Origin of the sequence: Enterobacter cloacae complex sp. ECL411 (assembly GCF_021869665.1) — a bacterium.
GTDB classification, from domain to species: domain Bacteria; phylum Pseudomonadota; class Gammaproteobacteria; order Enterobacterales; family Enterobacteriaceae; genus Enterobacter; species Enterobacter intestinihominis.
The window spans coordinates 3,976,039-3,995,267 of record NZ_CP091486.1 but is presented as its reverse complement, the minus strand read 5'-3'; the positions used below and the strand labels follow the sequence as shown (position 1 = coordinate 3,995,267).

The window sequence follows — 19,229 nt, the reverse complement described above, 5'->3', positions numbered from 1 at the left end:
CAGATGGAGCTTATATGTCACTCAGTCGGCGTCAGTTTATTCAGGCTTCGGGTATCGCCCTTTGTGCGGGTGCGATGCCGCGGACAGCCAGCGCCGCCGGGCAGCAACAGCCGCTGCCTATTCCGCCGTTGATTGAATCCCGTCGCGGACAGCCGCTATTCCTCACGCTTCAGCGTAGCCACTGGTCCTTTACCCAGGGAACGCGCGCGCAGGTATGGGGCATTAACGGACGCTACCTCGGGCCGACCATTCGCGTGTGGAATGGGGATGACGTCAAGCTCATCTACAGTAACCGGACGACGGAAAATGTCGCAATGACCGTCAGTGGGTTGCAGGTGCCGGGGCCGCTGATGGGCGGCGCGGCGCGCATGATGTCGCCGAATGCCGACTGGGCGCCCGTCCTCCCGATTCGTCAGAGCGCGGCGACATTGTGGTATCACGCCAACACCCCGAACCGCACCGCCCAGCAGGTCTATAACGGCCTGGCCGGGATGTGGCTGATTGAAGATGAGGTCAGTAAAACGCTGCCGATCCCGAATCACTACGGTGTTGATGATTTCCCGATCATTATTCAGGACAAGCGTCTGGATAACTTCGGTACGCCGGAGTACAGCGAGCCGGGCAGCGGTGGCTTTGTGGGCGATACGCTGCTGGTTAACGGCGCGCAAAGCCCGTATGTCGAAGTGTCTCGTGGCTGGGTGCGCCTGCGTCTGTTGAATGCCTCTAACTCGCGCCGCTACCTGCTGCAAATGAGCGACGGCCGCGCCCTGCATGTGATTTCAGGCGATCAGGGGTTATTACCTGCGCCGGTGTCGGTGAAACAGCTGGCGCTGGCGCCGGGCGAACGTCGTGAAATCCTCGTGGATATGACCAACGGGGATGAAGTGTCCGTGACCTGCGGCGAAGCGGCAAGCATTGTTGACCGCATTCGCGGCTTCTTTGAACCGTCGAGCGTTCTGGTCTCCACGCTGGTGCTGACGCTGCGCCCGACCGGCCTGTTGCCGCTGGTGACCGACAGTCTGCCGATGCGCCTGCTGCCGCAAGAAATTGTGACCGGCCCTGCAGTACGCAGTCGCGATATCAGCCTTGGCGACGATCCGGGCATCAACGGTGCGCTGTGGGACGTAAACCGTATTGATATCACCGCCCAGCAGGGAACCTGGGAGCGCTGGACCGTCCGCTCGGAGATGCCGCAGTCGTTCCATATTGAAGGGGTGTCATTCCTGATCCGCAACGTCAACGGGGCGATGCCGTTCCCGGAAGACAGGGGCTGGAAAGACACCGTCTGGGTGGATGGGCAGGTAGAACTGCTCGTCTACTATGGACAGCCGTCATGGCCGCACTTCCCGTTCCTGTTCCACAGCCAGACGCTGGAGATGATGGACAGGGGGTCGGTAGGGCAGATGCTGGTGAATCCGGCACCGTAAAACGAGTCGGGTGGCGGCTTCGCCTTACCCGACCTACAGGCCCGTAGGCCCGGTAAGCGTAGCGTCACCGGGCAATAAATACCCCTTCATTTCCCCCGATAAACCAGCGTATAATCCCGCTCCTTTTGTCTATTTTTTCTTCGGAAGCATTATGAGCGCAATTTCCCTGATCCAGCCGGATCGCGACCTCTTCTCCTGGCCCCAGTACTGGGCAGCCTGCTTTGGACCGGCGCCGTTCCTGCCGATGTCCCGGGAAGAGATGGATCAACTGGGCTGGGACAGCTGCGATATCATTCTGGTGACGGGTGATGCGTATGTCGATCACCCGAGCTTTGGCATGGCGATCTGCGGCCGTATGCTGGAAGCTCAGGGTTTCCGCGTGGGGATTATTTCTCAGCCTGACTGGAACAGCAAAGACGATTTTATGCGTCTGGGTAAACCTAACCTGTTCTTTGGCGTGACCGCGGGCAACATGGACTCGATGATCAACCGCTATACCGCGGACCGTAAGCTGCGTCATGACGACGCTTATACGGCTGACAACGTGGCGGGTAAACGTCCCGATCGCGCGACCCTCGTCTACACCCAGCGATGCAAAGAAGCATGGAAAGACGTGCCGGTGATCCTGGGCGGCATCGAGGCGAGCCTGCGCCGCACCGCGCACTACGACTACTGGTCTGACACCGTGCGCCGTTCGGTGCTGGTGGATTCGAAAGCCGACATGCTGATCTTCGGCAACGGCGAGCGTCCGCTGGTGGAAGTGGCGCATCGCCTGGCGCAGGGTGAAGCGGTCAGCGAGATCCGCGACGTGCGCAACACCGCGATCATGGTGAAAGAGGCGCTGCCGGGCTGGAGCGGGGTGGATTCCCGCATTATCGATATGCCGGGCAAAATCGACCCTATCCCGCACCCGTACGGTGACGATCTGCCGTGCGCGGATAACAAACCAGTTGAGCCGAAGAAAGCGGAAGCAAAGGCCGTGGTGGTGCAGCCGCCGCGTCCGAAGCCGTGGGAAAAGACCTATGTGCTGCTGCCGTCATATGAGAAGGTCAAAGCTGACAAGGTGCTCTACGCACACGCCTCCCGTATTCTGCACCATGAAACCAACCCGGGCTGTGCCCGCGCGTTGATGCAAAAGCACGGCGAGCGTTATATCTGGGTTAACCCGCCGGCGATCCCGCTCTCTACCGAAGAGATGGACAGCGTTTTTGCCCTGCCGTACAAGCGTGTGCCGCATCCGTCATATGGCAACAGCCGTATTCCGGCGTACGAGATGATCCGCTTCTCGGTCAACATCATGCGCGGCTGCTTCGGCGGGTGCTCCTTTACTCTTGTTTTTATGTATTTAGAGTTAAACTCTACTTTTCTATTTTTAGAATTCAAGCTATTCATCGTAATTGAGAGATATCCTTTTAATGTTCAGCAAGCCTGTTAAAAGCACTTTATCTGAACCGCGTTTTGCCTAAATCCTGCTCAATATATACTCTCCCTGAGTTCTGAAATCCTCAAATTCCCCAATCTTAAAGCATTGATACATAGATGATGTCAGATAATGCGCAATCATCTCACCGCCAATATGGATCCGTTCCGGGTGTGAGTATGTCGCCTGTATAGCCCTTTGTTCATTCATCATTACAGGAATTGTCTGCAACAAATCCCCATCCAGGATTTGGCACTCAGGTTTTACTCCTGTTCCGTATTGTAATTGCTCTGATTCGAAATCATGGACTGAGCGATAGGCGAACGAAACGATATTTCCTGTTTCCTCGCAAATTGCGAACTGATAAACACTGGTTGTCACCGTTGAAGAAGAGGGAATTGCATGGTCATGCTTGTATTGTTTCCACAGCCTCCTTAGACAGGCCGATGTATGATAATTGAGATTTTGTATACCTGATACGACCATTCTGGTTGATGCTTCAAGCAACCAGGTGTTAGAAAATCCACCTGCCCCCGTACCTGCTATGATGGTTCTTAGCTGGGGGATGTAACCTGCTTTGGAAACAAAAGATAACGGCTCCCCATTATCGGTGACGGCAAGGGTATCTGTTACAATCAGTGCTTGTGCTTCGTCTGTATAAAATATCAGTGATGACATATTTTCCTCATCCAGAAAAGACATTACATGAATCACAGAACAGGTCACTACAACCACGTGAAAGGGAGTCAGACCATTTTCCAGAGGTAAATATATTCTTGTGTTTGGACGCGTTGCGGTTCTCTGTAAAAAATATATAGCACAAACAAAAGTCCCCGCAGGGATAAATATAGTTATATGCGCTTTTTCTGCTGGCTTTTACAATTGAAAGTGACAGGTAAACGAAATGTGTTACAGGTTTCTTTTGCTTTTCGTTGGGTTCTGTATATGCGAATTTACCCTGTGTGTTATTTTTGCAATGGACTCAGGCTGTATTCAATCAATTAAGGTTTACTTCTGGCATTAAGATGTATCCGTTGCCTGTTTTTTAAGGGCACGGTTTGTGCCGGGAAATGAAAATCACATCTTAAGTTCTTCACTCAAAGGATTTGTGATGTTTATCACGTATGGTCCGGGTAACGTGTTGAGGTCAATGTATTGCATCGTGATGGTGTCGTTACATCTTTTACTTTCCTCCTGATTTGCATATTCACTCCCGGCAACCTGGTTGTTTGTTTTTTCTTCTTCCGGATTTATAGTGTAGGCATGAGGTGGCGTTTCAGGGCGACAGACTGTGAGGATAATCACTAACATTCATGCGCGTTATGGGCGTGTCAGCAAACTGGATGCAACAGAGCCGAAACTGAAATTTGAACCCGGATTTCTGTATGCTGAAATACCTTATATTAGCGGCATCCAGAATCGAAAACTGAGCCGATATGTACACTTTTATCTTATGGATAAAGCTATCCTGCAGGCCAGGGATTTAAAGCCTTTAGCCCGGGCATTTTTACGCTGGATAAGGTGGCTGGAGGATAACGGACTTGACCCTTTCACCCCGGGAACGTTGAAATACCAAAGCCCTACATATGGCTTCAGGGAGTATCTTCTGGGGGCCGTAAGGCAGGGGCGCATCGCCTCATCCACCGCGGCGGTGTACATCAGCGTTATCCGACGGTTTTACGTATTTCTGGGCAAGTGTGGTGAGCTGGCTGCCAGCTCATTTTTTACGTTGGTCGAAAAAGTCGTTGACGGGCGACGCAAGGTGATAAGTTCGGATCTTGCCATCAGGATAACCAGCACAACAAAAAGGACAATCAACCCACTGAATGATGCAGAGGTTCATATCCTGGATGAGGCACTGAAATCTGAGTCCGGGTTGTTCAGTTTAATGATTGTGCTGATGAAAAATTGTGGGTTACGGCTGGATGAAATGCTGACCCTGCCGTCGTCACTCTTTACTGAAGAGTACCTTGCCAGTGTCCCTGTATCTGAGTTGACCATCAGGGGGCTTCATATTGGTCCGAGATGCGGAGTTCATACGAAGTTTGGGATGACGCGAGAACTCTTCATCACCAGACGATTGTACGAGCAGGTTCTGGATTATCTGGCGGATGAGGAGTATGAAAAGAAGATCCAAAAATGGCGTGCACGACAGGGTGGGGAAGGGCGGCACGAGCCTTTATTTTTAATGGCAAACGGGAAACGGATGTCTGAAAAAGCCTTTTACTCCCGCTGGTACAGTTTTCGCCATCGCCTGGCCCGGTCTGCTCCGGGAAATGTGTTCAGACATAAACCCCATGATTTGCGGGCAACGTTTGCGACCCATTTTTTACGCTCGGCACTGAGTTGCTATCCCGATCAGGCCGCAAATGCGCTGGGTACAGTAAAATACTGGATGGGCCATAAAAGCGAAAATACGACGATGAAATACATCGTCTTTCTTCAGCAAAACCAGATTTCTGATGCAGTCGCCGGGGTCATGGACGCATTGATTGACGGTGCTGCAGGTCGCGATGGAGCCATATATGAGCCGGAGTGAAACGCAGATAACGTGGATGGCCGAAAATGTGCTGTCATGGGAGACGGTCAGCGGACACATCACTCAGCGGGATCTGAACCGATATTATTTACTTGACGTTTATCTTCAGGCTCATTTTTCAGATTATGTGTTGCTCCCCGGATGGTTTAGTGAACATTCGCATCTTGCCCGCCCTGAAAAACGCGATTTTATTGCCTCTCTGAAACGATTTCTTCTGTCTTACCGTCCCGCCGGAAGGTTAACCATTTTCCGTTATCTCAATATGTTTTTTATATGGCAGTCAGTCAATCAGTATGACTATGGCACGGCTGAAGGCGTTGAAATGTATATTAAACATCTCATGAACGATATTCGTCGGCGAAAAATTTCAGTCAGGATGGCAAGACACTACTTGTCCGTGGTCAACCGGTTTTTGCTTACGGGCGGGCAGATTCAGAGGCGGTATGAATATGAATTCTTACCGAAAGGAACGTATCAGCAGCAGGGAAGGGATAGCTATACCAGGAATGAACTTTCCGAGATCCTGAGGCAGTTGTCATCCATGAATGAGTTCCTTGCGGGATGTATCCGGGAGCATATCGCTAAATCGGAAAAAGGGGTGCGGCATTTCTCACCGTCTTTGCTGGCACCTGTTTATGAAGCGTATTTCCGGTATCCGGGAGAGAACGGGGTCAGCAGGGCAGAGATCATCATCAGGGACGTTCTGGAAAATTACTTTCTTACTTCTTTTTTTCTGTTCTGTTACCACACATGGGGAAACACCTCTCAGGTTCTGGGTCTGACGCGGGATGATATACATCTGGATGAAAAGGGTATCAGCACTGATTATGTTTATAAGGGGAGAGCGAATAAGTATATACGTCTGACGATAGGTAAATCGGAGTATGTGACCAAACGTGCGGGCTATTACTGGTTTCTGTCTTTTATCAGGCTCAGGGACGACATCGTTAACTATCTGGTTTCCGCAGATAACTTCCCTCCGGTACAGGCGCTGTTTCTGAGTGAGCCGCAGGTGAAATTCCGTAAGCTTTATTCTCTTAATCCCAGTCATCTGACTAAATTTTCTAACTCTGAGGGGGCGTGGGCCACGATGCGGCAGCTTAATCCCTCGCTTCCATCAATTACCGTTTCTGGCTTGCGCAAAACGTCTGAGCAGTATACGGACAGAACATTAAAGAATGGTCTGATTACGGCGGAAAAAGCACAGCATAACTGGGGCACTTACAGGCGGAATTATGCTGCAGGTAACCCACAGGGGGCGAAGGAAAACTTCAGTGCTGCACTTGATACGCTTATGAATCAGGGGATTGCGACACGTGCGTTATCCGAGCGGGTAAAAGTTGCTGATGAGCTGGGGATCGATCTGCGTGGAAGCGATGAGGGTGTGGATCTTTTATTGAATGGCCTGGGATGTCGATCGCAGGAGCCGCCTACAGATATTGAATTGCGCTTTATAAAAAAGCAAAAACGATTTGGCCGGACACCAAAGGCTTGTGCGGATTTTTCTCATTGTGTCGAATGTTCAAAAAGTTGCGTTGTGGAAACGCTGGAGTCTGTATGGCTCCTGCTGTCATTCAGGCATGCTATCGAGTATGGAAAACCGTTGTACATCGGTTCGGTCAATGCTGTGGAGCGTTATGAAACGTTACTCCTGAAGATTGATTTACGGCTTGGGCTGGTAGATGAGGCGACCCTGAAAAAAGCGCGCGTTAAACTTCAGCGAGAAGGTGTGGCTCCGGTATGGCAGATTTGAAGAAAAAAGAGGTAAGCCGTAGTCGAATGGCGGAGTTTCCTGCCGGAACGCCGCTTCGTTCAGGGGATGAGTTTCCGACTGAGGATATCATCTGTGAGGCACTAGAAAACAAAAGCTTTGAACGTCTGAATAACTGCCTGGTTATCGCCAGCTCAGATGAACATGATATGCGTTTTATCAATGAGGAGACGCTGAATATTTATTTCAGGGATGATGTCTGGACCAATCGCTATGTCAGAACCCATATTGGTGAAACGTTAAGAACCGTTAATTTTTCAGGCATACGGGATCCTGAACTGCGTCTTGAAGCCAAAATCATCTCAGCCAGCCTGCTCTGGATTGTCGGCAGGACCGCGAAGACGCAGTCCCTGATCCGGAAATGTGCAAACATTGTGGCGGGAGCCCGTATTATTGAGTCTATGGGGTATCGCAGTCTGTTTCAGCTTCGTTTTCCGCTTGTCCGGAATGCTTTCATTGTAAAGATGAAGGAGGAGGATGAGCACGGCAGGAAGCGTTCTGAAAGAACATTACGTAATTACTTTATGGACCTGGCGGATATCTCGCTGACAGGTCATACCCGTCTTCGAAAATACGGTTACTTTCCTGATATTAGCTTCGACAGTTACAACAGTGTGGATGATTCAAACCAGACATATTGTATGCCTTTCAGTCTTATGATGTCTGTCTGGGAAGGGCTGATTACTGAACTGGATGCTGAAATCAGTGATTTCGATTTTGACGGGTTTTCCCGGCTGTGCGCTATCATAAACGGTTTTTATGATTCGCCTTACTATACGTCGATGCTGGAAGCCCGTAAAAGAGGGACAGCAAAAAGCATACCGGATTACCGGGCCGCGTATTACTACAATATTGTTGCCGGGGAAATTCGGGCGCTTTTCGCGACACTTGGCCCCGGGATGCAGGGCTGGTTCTCGGTACATAAAAATAAGCGCTGGAGATCTGATTTTATTGGCGTTGATCACATAAAGCTGAACACCTGGCATTTTGAGCTGACGTTAAAAGTCATGAATGTGATACAGGCCATGTCGGGGATGAGACACAGCGAAGTGCTTGGCGTGATGCACGGTTCACTGATTTATGATGGTGATATCCTGGGACTTCGTTCGGTGTTGCATAAGTTCGCCCCGGAAGGTGGAAGTCACGAAGACTGGGTTGTTTGTCGCTATGTGGAAAAGCCTTTTCAGCATTTACGCAGAATTAATCAAATCATGACAGGCCTGGACGGGAAGACGCTGGACAATGTTCCATTGTCTTTAAATATCAGGTCGTGGTTCTCGGAGCAAAAACTCTCTTTTATGGGGACGCAGCGCCAGACTGAGTGGGCAAAGAAATTTGTGAAAAGACACCATCTGTTCATCCGACGTGACCATATTGATGAGTTCAGGCTTTTAAATCCAAACATACGTGATGATGAACGCGTTGCGATGGAGATTCGGGAGGGGGCTTTCTGGCCATTGCGAACCCATCAGTTTCGCCGTTCACTTGCTGTACACCTCAGGCGTCTTGATCTGATTTCTACTAATGATCTTATCCGGCAGTTTAAGCACTTAATCAGAGGCATGACGGAGTGGTATATGTCCGGTGCACTCAACGCTTCGCATTTTAGCCGGGCGATCCCTCAGGCATTCGCTGCCGAGATTGAGAGGGTTGATACCGAACTCTCAGCTTCCAGGGCTGTTTCTTATCAGCATGAAGGCCTGCTTTATGGCGAAGGCGGGAAGTTACTGATGTCCCAGAGAGGTGGGCACTTACATCAGATGACGTTTCCTACACTGAAAAAAGCGATGAGCATGGCTAAACGAGGCGGGCAAAAACTGGTATCTCTTGGAAACGGTTTTTATTGCATGAATGGCCATGACTGCGAGTTTAAGGCGGTTGTTCAGTCAGCGTCCTGCAATCCGGGATGTGAGAACATGCTGGCCGGAGCTGATTCTGTTCCCGTGTGGAAACGCAGGATGGCTCATTATGACAACCTTCTGGAGATTGCCGTGCGAAATAATGCTCCTCAGGCTGACAGGGATTTTCTGATGCTTGAGAGAGATTTTTATGCAGATGCTGTCCGTTTTTTTGAAAAGGATGAATAGAGCATGACGAACGAACAGTCGGGGGTTAAAAAAACACAGGCAAGAGCAGAGCAGGCCCTGAGGGAACTGATGTTATCAGGGGAGCGTATCAGCCAGTATGCTGTGGAAAAACGAGCGGGGCTGGCAAACGGCACCCTGAATTATAACTGTCCTGAGTACAGGCAGGTCAGGGAGGCTATCCGCAGTCTGAAAAAAACGTGCCAGGGCACCGCGCCGGTTGATGAGCAGGGCATTGAGCAGCAGATCAAGCTGAAAGAAAAGTATCGCCGTCAGAGAAATGAGCTGAGGGAAGAAATCAAAAAGATGATGGCTGAAAATGTAGAGCTGTTACATAACCTTATACTTTTACAGCAGTATGTCAGGGAGCTTGAACGCAACACCGGGAGGGAGAAAGGGGACGTCATTCCGTTCTCGGGTGGTGTCAGGGACTGAGGCTATACTGAACGGAAGGACGCGAGGTGAATCGCCACAGGTTTAACAGACACCTCAGAGTCATTTAAGATGACTTAAAGAGAGGTGCCCATGAGCGGTAAGCGTTATCCTGAAGAGTTTAAAATTGAAGCAGTCAAACAGGTTGTTGATCGCGGTTATTCTGTTGCCAGCGTTGCAACGCGTCTCGATATCACCACCCACAGTCTTTACGCCTGGATAAAGAACTACGGTCCGGATTCTTCCACTAATAAAGAACAGTCAGATGCTCAGGCCGAGATCCGCCGTCTTCAGAAAGAGCTGAAGCGGGTTACCGACGAACGGGACATATTAAAAAAAGCCGCGGCGTACTTCGCAAAGCTGTCCGACTGAGGTACGCCTTTATTCGTGACAACACCTATTGCTGGCCTGTTCGCCTGCTCTGTCGGGTGCTGGATGAACATCCCAGTGGTTTTTACGCCTGGCTTCAGCAGCCGCATTCACAACGCCATCAGGCAGACCTGAGACTGACAGGACAGATTAAACAGTTCTGGCTGGAATCGGGATGCGTCTATGGTTATCGCAAAATCCATCTGGATCTGCGGGACAGCGGGCAACAGTGCGGAGTGAACAGAGTCTGGCGACTGATGAAACGTGTCGGGATAAAGGCTCAGGTCGGATACCGGAGCCCGAGGGCATGTAAAGGCGAGGCCAGTATCGTGTCGCCCAACAAGCTCCAGCGACAGTTCAATCCGGATGCTCCGGATGAGCGTTGGGTAATCACAGCGTGGTTTCCTCAAACCCTCGCTGTGAATTAACTGAAATACTTCATTGAAGCTGTAACCAAACAGTTAACTGAAAGAATGAGCCCGCAGAGCATTGCACAGCGATGACACCATTTGTTGAGCTTCACCGTTTTCGCATACAACCGTCCGGAATTTGGAAAAGCACTGTCTTTTTGTACTGACCGATCATGATTAAGTGACACCTCTTCGAAAAAGAGAGCGCGATGAGCGATTAATATATGGCTCGAAAGACAATTATGTTGGGCTTTTATGACCGCTGTCAGAGGTATTATCTTACCCGGACGGCAACAGGGTCGGAATGTCATCAGCGGCACTGTAACAAGCTATCCGCCATCTTAAATATCTGCAGGTCCTTGCACCGAGTATGCACACCAACCGACAGAGTGATTTGACCCAAACTGGTGGATATTTTGCAAAACTATTAGCCTCTTATGACCGGTCTGCAGCCTGATATTGAGGAATTAGTGCGCTTTCATGGAATGCCTGCCGGGATCGCAAGTACGAACCCCCGGTACTGTTACACTGAATGTGCTCAGTCCTGTATCAGATTGTATTTTTCAGCAACTCAAGAACAACCCTTATTTTATCATTGTCACGTTTGTAGTACGTCCAGGGACCGATGCGCTGAGAAGTAACAAGTTGTGCCCGTTGAAGAGCTGAGAGGTAAAGAGAAACGGTAGACTGTGAGAGCCCGACCTTTTCCTGAATGATACTGACACACACACCGAACTCGTCCGCATCAGCATAAGGCTGATGGAAGTGTATTTTCGGTTCCTTGAGCATATGCAGAATTTTTCTTCTAACAGGGTTTCCCAGCGCCTTAATCACGTCATTCAAATCAATATCAGGCATAAACTCTGTCACTTGTCGCATTGAGGAATTGCAATGTTACGATACTTCTCTACGTTAAGCATCAGCTTTTGAAAAGCTGATGCTCATAAGAATGGTTAGCCAAAGGCGGGATAATCTGTGTAGCCTTTTGCCGTTCCACCATACATGGTTGTTGGATCGACCGGATTCAGTGGCCATTCATGATAAAGGCGCTGCGGTAAATCCGGATTAGCTATGAACGGGCGGCCAAATCCGATAATGTCTCCCCAGCCAGCACCGATAATCCGTTCGGCTTTTTCTTGCGTATATCGCCCGGCATACATAATTACACCGCTGAATAACTTACGGACTTCAGCTCTGAATGCTTCAGGCAATTCGGGAGCATCATCCCAGTCGGCTTCAGCAAGAGAAATATAGGCTATTCCGATTTCTTCAAGAATTTTAACGGCTTCGGTATAGGTTTCATGGGGATCATCTTCCACCAGGCCAAGATAGACCCTTACTTCATCCGTGGTCTGAAAGAGCGGAGCAAAACGGACTCCCACACGGTCTTTACCGACCACATCAGCGACAGCCTGCGTCACTTCGCGCAGAAACCGCAGCCGGTTATGTAATGAGCCACCATATTCATCCTCTCTTTTGTTGCTATGGGATGACATGAACTGGTTAACCAGGTATCCATTTGCACAGTGAATTTCCACACCGTCAAAACCGGCATCAAGGGCGTTCTGAGCTGCCCCGGCGTACATCCTGACAATCTCACTAATTTCCTCTTTTTCCAGTGCGCGGGGGCAGGAAGCGGTAGCCAGCGCACCCTCTCCCGGCCCGGTTTCGATGAATACCTTAACGTTTTCCCCTGCCGGTATCGCCGACGGAGCGACAGGCGAGGCGTTACATGGCTGCAGGGAGTTATGGGATACTCTTCCGACATGCCAGAGCTGGGCAAAAATGATGCCTTCTTTTTCATGCACTGCCCGCGTCACTTTCTTCCAGCCTTCCACTTGCCGTGAGCTGTAGATCCCCGGGGTCCACGCATAACCCTGCCCACGAGGTTCGATTTGTGTTCCTTCGGTCACCATAAACCCGGCACTGCTGCGCTGTGCGTAATATTCAGCCATCAGTTCGTTCGGAATATCACCCGGTTGTGAGCTCCGTGAGCGGGTTAAAGGCGGAAGTACAACACGATTCTTCAGGGTGTAGGGACCTAGTCTGGTGGGAGAGAACAGGTTTTTCGTCTTCATTACATATCCTGATATAGCGAATTTTCAATATCACTGAAACGCCATGTCTCAGCATTTACGACCTGGCATGTCGTCGTTCGGCCGATGTAGCCGCAGAACCACGACACTTTATTCCACATATTGAGATTTACCAATATCTAGATTTATAAAAATTATGATCGGATGAGCGGAACGGGGGGGTTGCCTGATGGCTCACAGAATCGGCATCATGAACCTAAATGGTTCTGATAATGTTATCGGAGATCCTGAACGGGAACGGTATGCGTCACGATTTTAATGACTATGTTGCATTCATGGCAGTAGCACAGGAGTGCAGTTTTTCACGGGCTGCTGTCCGCCTCGGGATCTCGGCATCCACGCTTTCACACACGATACGTCGTCTCGAGGAGCGCGTTGGCATGCCGTTACTTATGCGTACAACCAGGCGGGTGGCTGTCACCGAAGCCGGTAAACAATTATTACTGACGCTTGAACCCGGTCTTGCGCGCATTGAAGCGGGCGTGACAGCTCTTCAGAGACTGCGCCATACACCGGCTGGGCTGGTCAGACTTACGGTATCAGATCACATGATTCATGAATGTCTCTGGCCACGATTGTCACCGTTACTAAAAAAATATTCGGATATCAAGGTGGAAATGTCGCAGCAGAACGGTTTTGTCGACATTGTTGAGGGCAATTTTGATGCCGGAGTCCGAATTGGTGATGACATATTAAAGGATATGGTGGCCGTCCGAATCGCACCGGACATACGGTTTGTCGTCATTGGATCGTCCACCTATCTTGCAGAAAGAGGTCTGCCGCTACATCCCTCTCAGCTGGAAAAACATGACTGCATCAATATACGTCTGTCACCCACAGGCCCGCTGTATGGCTGGGAATTTGTCAGGCAGGGGGAGATTGTGAAAAAAGTGGACGGGCAGCTTACTTTTTCAAGCATTTATCCAATGCTTCAGGCAGTAAAAGATGGCTACGGCCTGGCCTACCTGCCGGAGTCTTCTGCCCTGGCGGGGATTGAGGCGGGACACTATTGTCGGGTGCTTGAGGACTGGTCAGAGGCTTTTCCCGCCGACATGATAATTCCAATAATGTCCATTACAGGCTCCGGTAAAGATAATACCGACACCTTACATGAGAAAGGCAAAAGCAATATAACCTGCTGTGCTCCGGATTTTAAGAATGAGCGGTTTACGTAGCAGGATGAGCAGTTCGAACCAGAAATTTCGTTACTATTGCTAAAGTAAAACCTGATGACCTCTAATCGTAACGGAGACCAATATGACTTCACAACTGAACTGGCAGGCCCCGGCTATCAATCGCAAAAAAGTAGGTGACATGACTGTGACCATGCTGAGTGATGGCTATCTGGACGTATCTTTTGAGCTGCTGTCTGGTATTGACGGCTCACGTGCCGAGGATTTACTGCAGAAGCGCGGTGTGCCAGCAGTACCCCGTATTAATATCAACGTCTACGTTATCCAGACGCCTGAGCGAACCATCCTGATTGACAGTGGTGCCGGAGGTATCAATGGCTGGGGCGGTCGGCTTCAGGTAGCCCTGGCCGCGGCAGGCATTGACCCGCTTCAGATTGATACCCTTCTCCTGACTCACGCGCATCCTGACCATATCGGCGGGCTTGCAGGCCCCCTGCAGACTCCCGTTTTCCGCAATGTTCAGCAGTTGTTTGTGCATGAGAAAGAACTCGCTTTCTGGCGTGATGAAACCATTTCCGCTGGCGCGCCTGACGCATTCAAGCCGTTCTTTGAAGTAGCAAGGAACGCCTTCAGCGCTTATGACGACAAACTGGTGCCATTCCGCGAGGAAGCGATTTTACCAGGTATTCAGACTGTACCGCTGTTCGGCCATACACCAGGACATACCGGTTATCTGCTGGGTGATGAAAAAGAGTCGCTGCTCATCTGGGGTGATATTGTTCACTTCCCGCACATTCAGGTTGCTCAGCCTGACGTTACTATCGCGTTCGACAGCGATCCTGCGGCGGCGGCGGCCATCCGTAGCAAAGTGCTTGACCGCGCAGCGAGCGATAACCTGGCTGTCAGTGGTATGCACTTCAACCTGCCTACTACCGGTAAGGTTATCCGTGAAGGTAACAGCTTCGCACTGAATTACGACCTGTGGTCACCCGCAGTCTGATCACCTTCCTTCCCGGTGCACACAATAGTGACCGGGAAGATCCCCTTTCATATCGCCCGACAAGAACCCACCTGCAATACTATGAATATCACTGCCTCACAAAAAAATGGCTCATTACTCTTGCGCCCTGGCTTTTTGTATTCCTCTGGAGTCAGGGTTTGTCGCAGCCAAATTTACCGTGCAGTACAGCGCGCCGTTTCATCTTTTATTCCTGCGTGGCGCATTTTCCTGTCTGGTCCTTCTGCTGCTTACACTGGGGTTCAGGGCCCGTTTTCCGTCCGGCAGAGGAATGGTTCGCAACCTGATTGTCGGACTTTTCCTGCAGAGCTTCTTTCTGGGCGGATGCTTTTATGCCATCCATCGTGGCATGCCGTCAGGCATTGTGGCGCTCATCACCGGCCTGCAGCCGGTACTGACTGCAATACTGGTTTCACTCATGCACCGTCAGTCCCTGCATCCCCGGAAATGGCTGGGTATTGCGATTGGCTTTGCGGGCGTTTTCCTGGTGCTCTCGCCAGGCCAGCATAGTTTTGCACTGGATCCTGTGGCTTTTGGGTCGGTCATGCTGGGGTTATTTGGCGTAACGATCGGAGCGCTTTATCAGCGCCGTGCTCAGGGAGATGGACATATCTTTGCGAACACGTTTTTACAGTACGTCACTTTGACAATATCGATGGGTGCAATTAGCCTGATGTTCGAATCTGCTCCGACGCAGTGGAGCTTATCATTTGCGCTGGGTCTGGGCTGGCTGGTTATTGGCGTATCGGTTCTGGCGATTATGTTGCTGATTTTTATGATACGAAGCGGTGAAGCAACCAAAGTCGCTACTTACTTTTACCTGGTTCCCATTCTCACGGCAGCTGAAGCGTGGTTGCTGTTTGGAGAGGCCATTACATTGCCCATGCTTGTGGGTATGGCAATAACTATAATCGGCCTGATTTTTGTCATCCGGGAATAGACAACCGCACGCGTCGCTGTATGCTTTTGTATATGGCGACGTATAATAGCGGTCAAAGTCAAATTCCGGATGAATATGCAAACAGTCAGCTTTTCCGATTCTCCCGTTGATGATCTCCTCGCTGAGCTTCTTACCCTGGCACGCTCCCGTTTTCCACTTCCCTGCGATTGCCTTCGCGCAGAACAGACGCATCAGGTAAAGAAGTTCGAGGTGGAAGGTGCGACCCTTTCCTTCCCGCTGGAAGGAGAATTCCGGTATCGTGAAAATGAGAAATGGCACCGGGTGATCCCGGGCGAGATTATGGTCGTCCCGAATGCCCGTAGCATCGATATAGAATATGCCCCTTCAGAACAAAGTGGTGAGTTTGTTGCCCTGAGCGTGGTGCTCGCGGAGGAACAGCTTGAAGCAGCCAGGCTGTTACTTGCCGCACCACCACCACAGGACACCGGCAGCATCGCAGCCATTTCCGTATCAGCTCTTCTTTCACCCCTTAACCGCTGGACAGCCGCAATGCGGGAAGGGAAGCGTCCGCTTTCCCTGCACGCCATGGTTGAAGTGGTGCTCTGGCTTTATGGCATGGGATACCATGCTTTGCTGCGAGCCCGGCAGCCAAGTCTGGCCATGAAAATCCGTCAGATGGTAGCGGACAAACCGGCTCATCCCTGGAGTGCTGCTGAAATTGAAGATCTGACGGGACTCAGTGGCCCCACGCTTCGGCGCCACCTGGCCAGTGAGTCAACCAGCTTACGCTCAGTTATCGCCGATGCACGTATCGCGGAGGCTCTCCGCCTGCTGATGACATCGACGCTGCCGGTAAAAACGGTCGCGGGGCGGGTGGGTTACAATTCACTATCGAGCTTCAGCAAGCAGTTTTCTGAACGCTATGGAATCGAACCTTCAGGGTTCCGCTGACTTCAGTTCGTTCAAGGTACACATTGCGTCCCTCGCACTTCAGTAACTTGCGTGGATCTTTCGAATATAACGGAAGATATTGGCCGGCATTGCGTGTAACCGGTTCAGGAGTTCTCATCGTGACGGGAGAGCTAAATCGGTACGGCTGTTGTTCTCAGCTATAAGAACAACTGAGTATCTGACCAGCTGTCTGGTGCTGGCAGCAGCATGCAGTGCAATCGGTCAGGCTCAAAGGAACTGACCTGATGTCAGGTTATAATTTCGGACACATCATAACCCCAGAAGGAGACAACTGTGGTTCATGTTTTCATTATCGGTGGTGCAGGCAAAATCGGCCAGCGTCTGTGCAGGATCCTTTCAGGTAGGGGGCATGCTGTTCGTGCCCTCTACCGTAAGCCAGAGCAGCAGGCATTGCTAGGCGAGCTGGGTGCTGAGCCCGTCAGTGGGAGCCTGACAGAGCTGGATGCAGCTGCGCTGGCGATGCACTTTGCAGGTAGTGATACAGTGGTGTTTACTGCCGGTGCCGGCGGTAAGGGGGGACAGGAGATGACCAATGCGGTCGACGGCGAAGGGCTGAAAAAGTCGGTAGCTGCCGCCCTCAGTGCCGGTGTGTCTCGCTTTCTGCTCGTTTCTGCATTCCCGGAGTCCGCACGGGGAGAAACCACTTCTGAATCATTCGAAAATTATATGCGTGTTAAAAAAATGGCCGATGTGGAACTAGCACAAAGCGAGCTTGACTGGGTGATCCTGCGCCCCGGCGCGCTGCAGGATAAGACTGGTACGGGTTATGTACGTGCCGGCCTGGCCATCCCGTATGGTAACGTGCCCCGTGATGACGTGGCGGCTACGCTGGCTGAACTCATTGAGCAACCTGCCGTCAGCCGCGTCATCATTGAGCTGACGTCTGGCGATGCTCCTGTCCGTGAAGCCATACAGAAGCTGGCGGGCCGATAAAAGGCAGCGCACGTACCAGCAGGCTGCAGGCCCCCAGGCGTTTACAATAAACTTTCCAGCCAGTCGGTAAACGCCCGTACTTTTCGGGAGAGATGGCGGTGCGGATACAGAAGTTACAGTTTGCGATTCGGGGACGTATTATCTGGCAGAACCTCTACCAACAGCCCGCGATCGAGATAAGGCTGCAAAAAAATATTCATGCCCTGTAGTATTCCCAGCCCCGCCAGGCCTGCTGCAATGTAGGCTTCTGAGTTATCCACGACAAGCCTGCCTGGAAGTTCAATTTCGGTGGAGCCCTCTGACGTCCCGAATGTCCAGGGCATAACTTGTCTGTTGCTGCTGTTAATCCAGTTGACGGCCTGATGCTGCTGCAACTCGTCCATTGTTTCCGGGGTGCCGTGTTGATCAAGATACGCAGGACTGGCGCAGGTCGTCATTTTAACGGTTCCCACCTCCTTTGCGATATAGTCGCCATCGTCCAGCTCCCCCACCCTCAGTATGCAGTCCAGGCCATCATGCAGCATATTCCGTCGGCGGTCTGAGCTGCTCAGGATAATTTCAATTCCGGGATGCTGGCGATAAAAATCAGGCAGGTTGGGTATAACAAGTAAAGCCGCAAACGCGACAGGCATATCTATGAGCGAATAGCGGGCGTCAAAATGATAGCGACAGGAAAGTTCTGCCATATTAAACATAACAACCCTTGGGCGCACCGCCGCAGGCGCCCTCAGCACGTTTCTGCGGCCTCCCGCCTGTTTCCGGCACCTTTCAAACGCCCCTGATGATTTCTGCGCGTCTGCATGGCTATGCAGTGAGATCTGCTCTCCACCGATTAGTGCATGCAGATTTTGGAAACGTCCAATTCTGGCACGAAGCGGTCACCCCGGCGGGGTGCAGTCCGCTGTCAGCGAAAACGGACATTGAGCCAATCAAATAATCTGTGCCAGAATTTGTCATTGAGGCTAGTACTTTCGAGTAGATCTATTTCCCGCCCGTACTCTTAAACTCATCTATCTCATCCTTCTACGACTTATTACCGGGAATATAAAACCCCGCCGAAGCGGGTTTGGTAATTTGAGTTTTTCTCAGGCGGCCATCTTTCTGCATTGTTCGGCGCAGTGATGACAAGCGCTTGAGCAATCCTGACAATGGTCATGTTCATGCTTTCCACACTCGTCACCGCACTTCTGACAAACATCAGCGCAAAGACGGCAAAGATCCTGGGCAGACCCGCTATTTAGTGTCATGAATTGAGCTGCAAGACGGCAGATATTTGCACACTGCATATCCAGTTTTATGCACTCGCGCATCATCTCCAGATTCTCTTCGTCGAGACACGAAGCCGCACAGTTATCACATGCCGTTGCACATAGATAACAGGCTTCGATGCATTTTTTGTATTCGTCTAACATAATTTCTCCTTAGCTAAGGTTACGTATTAAGCATGGAAGAGATAACTGATTATTCAAATTTTGAATTAGTTAATTACCTTTTCAGCATTTCATATCATTGATTCAAAGTGCATCTCTAGGGTTACCTAATTCACCTATGTCTACTTCTGGCACAATGCAGAAATGAGATAGATTTACTTTATCCGCTTCTCGCTCAAAGCTGTCCGTAATCCCTTGCCTGCTTAAAAAAACCGGATTAACGTGTGATGTTTTTACGTTTTCCAGGCAGCCTTCATCGGTAAGTACCTGTCTTACAGACTTCAATGCACTTAG

14 protein-coding genes and 3 pseudogenes are annotated in these 19,229 nt (G+C 50.7%); 12 read left to right on the top strand and 5 right to left on the bottom strand.

Going from position 1 to position 19,229, the window contains the following annotated elements; genetic code table 11:
• The first annotated feature begins 14 nt into the window (after positions 1 to 14).
• Positions 15 to 1,427 carry a cell division protein FtsP gene (ftsP, locus tag L3069_RS19145; RefSeq protein WP_023298607.1) on the top strand — a complete coding sequence of 471 codons (1,413 nt, stop codon included), beginning with the start codon at positions 15 to 17 and terminating at the stop codon, positions 1,425 to 1,427.
• Between the two features lie 151 nt (positions 1,428 to 1,578).
• Positions 1,579 to 2,754, top strand: a pseudogene (locus L3069_RS19140) (YgiQ family radical SAM protein); the annotation flags it as partial.
• A gap of 135 nt (positions 2,755 to 2,889) precedes the next feature.
• On the opposite strand, the gene L3069_RS19135 reads toward L3069_RS19140, so the two are convergent.
• A complete protein-coding gene (locus L3069_RS19135; protein ID WP_023279901.1) occupies positions 2,890 to 3,525 on the bottom strand; it encodes a hypothetical protein in 636 nt (211 codons plus the stop codon).
• 613 nt (positions 3,526 to 4,138) lie between these two features.
• On the opposite strand from L3069_RS19135, the gene L3069_RS19130 reads away from it, so the two are divergent.
• The 5 genes and pseudogenes from L3069_RS19130 to L3069_RS19110 all read left to right on the top strand — a co-directional run.
• Positions 4,139 to 5,386, top strand: a complete 1,248-nt coding sequence (locus L3069_RS19130) for a site-specific integrase (RefSeq protein ID WP_007897923.1) — start codon at positions 4,139 to 4,141, stop codon at positions 5,384 to 5,386.
• A complete protein-coding gene (locus tag L3069_RS19125) occupies positions 5,373 to 7,139 on the top strand; it encodes a hypothetical protein (protein ID WP_007897920.1) in 1,767 nt (588 codons plus the stop codon). The genes L3069_RS19130 and L3069_RS19125 overlap by 14 nt, the downstream gene beginning before the upstream one ends.
• Entirely contained in the window at positions 7,127 to 9,244 is a 2,118-nt protein-coding gene (locus L3069_RS19120) for a hypothetical protein (protein ID WP_017384059.1), read from the top strand. The genes L3069_RS19125 and L3069_RS19120 overlap by 13 nt, the downstream gene beginning before the upstream one ends.
• 3 nt (positions 9,245 to 9,247) lie before the next feature.
• Positions 9,248 to 9,676, top strand: coding sequence for a hypothetical protein (locus L3069_RS19115; RefSeq protein WP_017384060.1), 429 nt, complete (start codon positions 9,248 to 9,250; stop codon positions 9,674 to 9,676).
• Between the two features lie 90 nt (positions 9,677 to 9,766).
• Positions 9,767 to 10,455, top strand: a pseudogene (locus tag L3069_RS19110) (IS3 family transposase); the annotation flags it as partial.
• 546 nt (positions 10,456 to 11,001) lie between these two features.
• Here the strand turns inward: L3069_RS19110 and L3069_RS19105 are convergent.
• Both L3069_RS19105 and L3069_RS19100 read right to left on the bottom strand, forming a co-directional pair.
• Positions 11,002 to 11,310, bottom strand: a complete 309-nt coding sequence (locus tag L3069_RS19105) for a helix-turn-helix transcriptional regulator (protein ID WP_032415288.1) — start codon at positions 11,308 to 11,310, stop codon at positions 11,002 to 11,004.
• Between the two features lie 95 nt (positions 11,311 to 11,405).
• Positions 11,406 to 12,530, bottom strand: coding sequence for an alkene reductase (locus L3069_RS19100; RefSeq protein WP_023279877.1), 1,125 nt, complete (start codon positions 12,528 to 12,530; stop codon positions 11,406 to 11,408).
• A gap of 260 nt (positions 12,531 to 12,790) precedes the next feature.
• Between L3069_RS19100 and L3069_RS19095 the strand changes: the two genes are divergently transcribed.
• The 5 genes from L3069_RS19095 to L3069_RS19075 all read left to right on the top strand — a co-directional run bounded on the left by L3069_RS19095 (position 12,791) and on the right by L3069_RS19075 (position 17,505).
• Complete coding sequence (locus tag L3069_RS19095; RefSeq protein ID WP_158002126.1) at positions 12,791 to 13,723, top strand: LysR family transcriptional regulator; 933 nt, start codon at positions 12,791 to 12,793, stop codon at positions 13,721 to 13,723.
• An 82-nt stretch (positions 13,724 to 13,805) separates the two neighbouring features.
• A complete protein-coding gene (locus tag L3069_RS19090) occupies positions 13,806 to 14,681 on the top strand; it encodes an MBL fold metallo-hydrolase (protein WP_017384065.1) in 876 nt (291 codons plus the stop codon).
• Positions 14,682 to 14,787: 106 nt separating this feature from the next.
• A complete protein-coding gene (locus L3069_RS19085) occupies positions 14,788 to 15,639 on the top strand; it encodes a DMT family transporter (RefSeq protein ID WP_023279882.1) in 852 nt (283 codons plus the stop codon).
• 75 nt (positions 15,640 to 15,714) lie between these two features.
• Positions 15,715 to 16,551, top strand: coding sequence for a helix-turn-helix transcriptional regulator (locus L3069_RS19080; protein ID WP_023279881.1), 837 nt, complete (start codon positions 15,715 to 15,717; stop codon positions 16,549 to 16,551).
• A 294-nt stretch (positions 16,552 to 16,845) separates the two neighbouring features.
• Positions 16,846 to 17,505, top strand: coding sequence for an SDR family oxidoreductase (locus L3069_RS19075; RefSeq protein WP_007897903.1), 660 nt, complete (start codon positions 16,846 to 16,848; stop codon positions 17,503 to 17,505).
• A 41-nt stretch (positions 17,506 to 17,546) separates the two neighbouring features.
• On the opposite strand, the pseudogene L3069_RS19070 reads toward L3069_RS19075, so the two are convergent.
• Both L3069_RS19070 and L3069_RS19065 read right to left on the bottom strand, forming a co-directional pair.
• Positions 17,547 to 18,143 (bottom strand): annotated as a pseudogene (locus tag L3069_RS19070) (LysR substrate-binding domain-containing protein); the annotation flags it as partial.
• A 447-nt stretch (positions 18,144 to 18,590) separates the two neighbouring features.
• Positions 18,591 to 18,917 carry a four-helix bundle copper-binding protein gene (locus L3069_RS19065; RefSeq protein ID WP_022649401.1) on the bottom strand — a complete coding sequence of 109 codons (327 nt, stop codon included), beginning with the start codon at positions 18,915 to 18,917 and terminating at the stop codon, positions 18,591 to 18,593.
• Positions 18,918 to 19,229 lie beyond the last annotated feature (312 nt).

What these genes read in the sequence shown, in the direction of transcription:
- L3069_RS19105 (WP_032415288.1), bottom strand. Translation starts at nt 11,310, where the DNA reads ATGCCTGATATTGATTTGAATGACGTGATTAAGGCGCTGGGAAACCCT.
- L3069_RS19120 (WP_017384059.1), top strand. Translation starts at nt 7,127, where the DNA reads ATGGCAGATTTGAAGAAAAAAGAGGTAAGCCGTAGTCGAATGGCGGAG.
- L3069_RS19090 (WP_017384065.1), top strand. Translation starts at nt 13,806, where the DNA reads ATGACTTCACAACTGAACTGGCAGGCCCCGGCTATCAATCGCAAAAAA.
- L3069_RS19065 (WP_022649401.1), bottom strand. Translation starts at nt 18,917, where the DNA reads ATGTTAGACGAATACAAAAAATGCATCGAAGCCTGTTATCTATGTGCA.
- L3069_RS19085 (WP_023279882.1), top strand. Translation starts at nt 14,788, where the DNA reads ATGGCTCATTACTCTTGCGCCCTGGCTTTTTGTATTCCTCTGGAGTCA.
- ftsP (WP_023298607.1), top strand. Translation starts at nt 15, where the DNA reads ATGTCACTCAGTCGGCGTCAGTTTATTCAGGCTTCGGGTATCGCCCTT.
- L3069_RS19125 (WP_007897920.1), top strand. Translation starts at nt 5,373, where the DNA reads ATGAGCCGGAGTGAAACGCAGATAACGTGGATGGCCGAAAATGTGCTG.
- L3069_RS19080 (WP_023279881.1), top strand. Translation starts at nt 15,715, where the DNA reads ATGCAAACAGTCAGCTTTTCCGATTCTCCCGTTGATGATCTCCTCGCT.
- L3069_RS19115 (WP_017384060.1), top strand. Translation starts at nt 9,248, where the DNA reads ATGACGAACGAACAGTCGGGGGTTAAAAAAACACAGGCAAGAGCAGAG.
- L3069_RS19135 (WP_023279901.1), bottom strand. Translation starts at nt 3,525, where the DNA reads ATGTCATCACTGATATTTTATACAGACGAAGCACAAGCACTGATTGTA.
- L3069_RS19095 (WP_158002126.1), top strand. Translation starts at nt 12,791, where the DNA reads ATGCGTCACGATTTTAATGACTATGTTGCATTCATGGCAGTAGCACAG.
- L3069_RS19100 (WP_023279877.1), bottom strand. Translation starts at nt 12,530, where the DNA reads ATGAAGACGAAAAACCTGTTCTCTCCCACCAGACTAGGTCCCTACACC.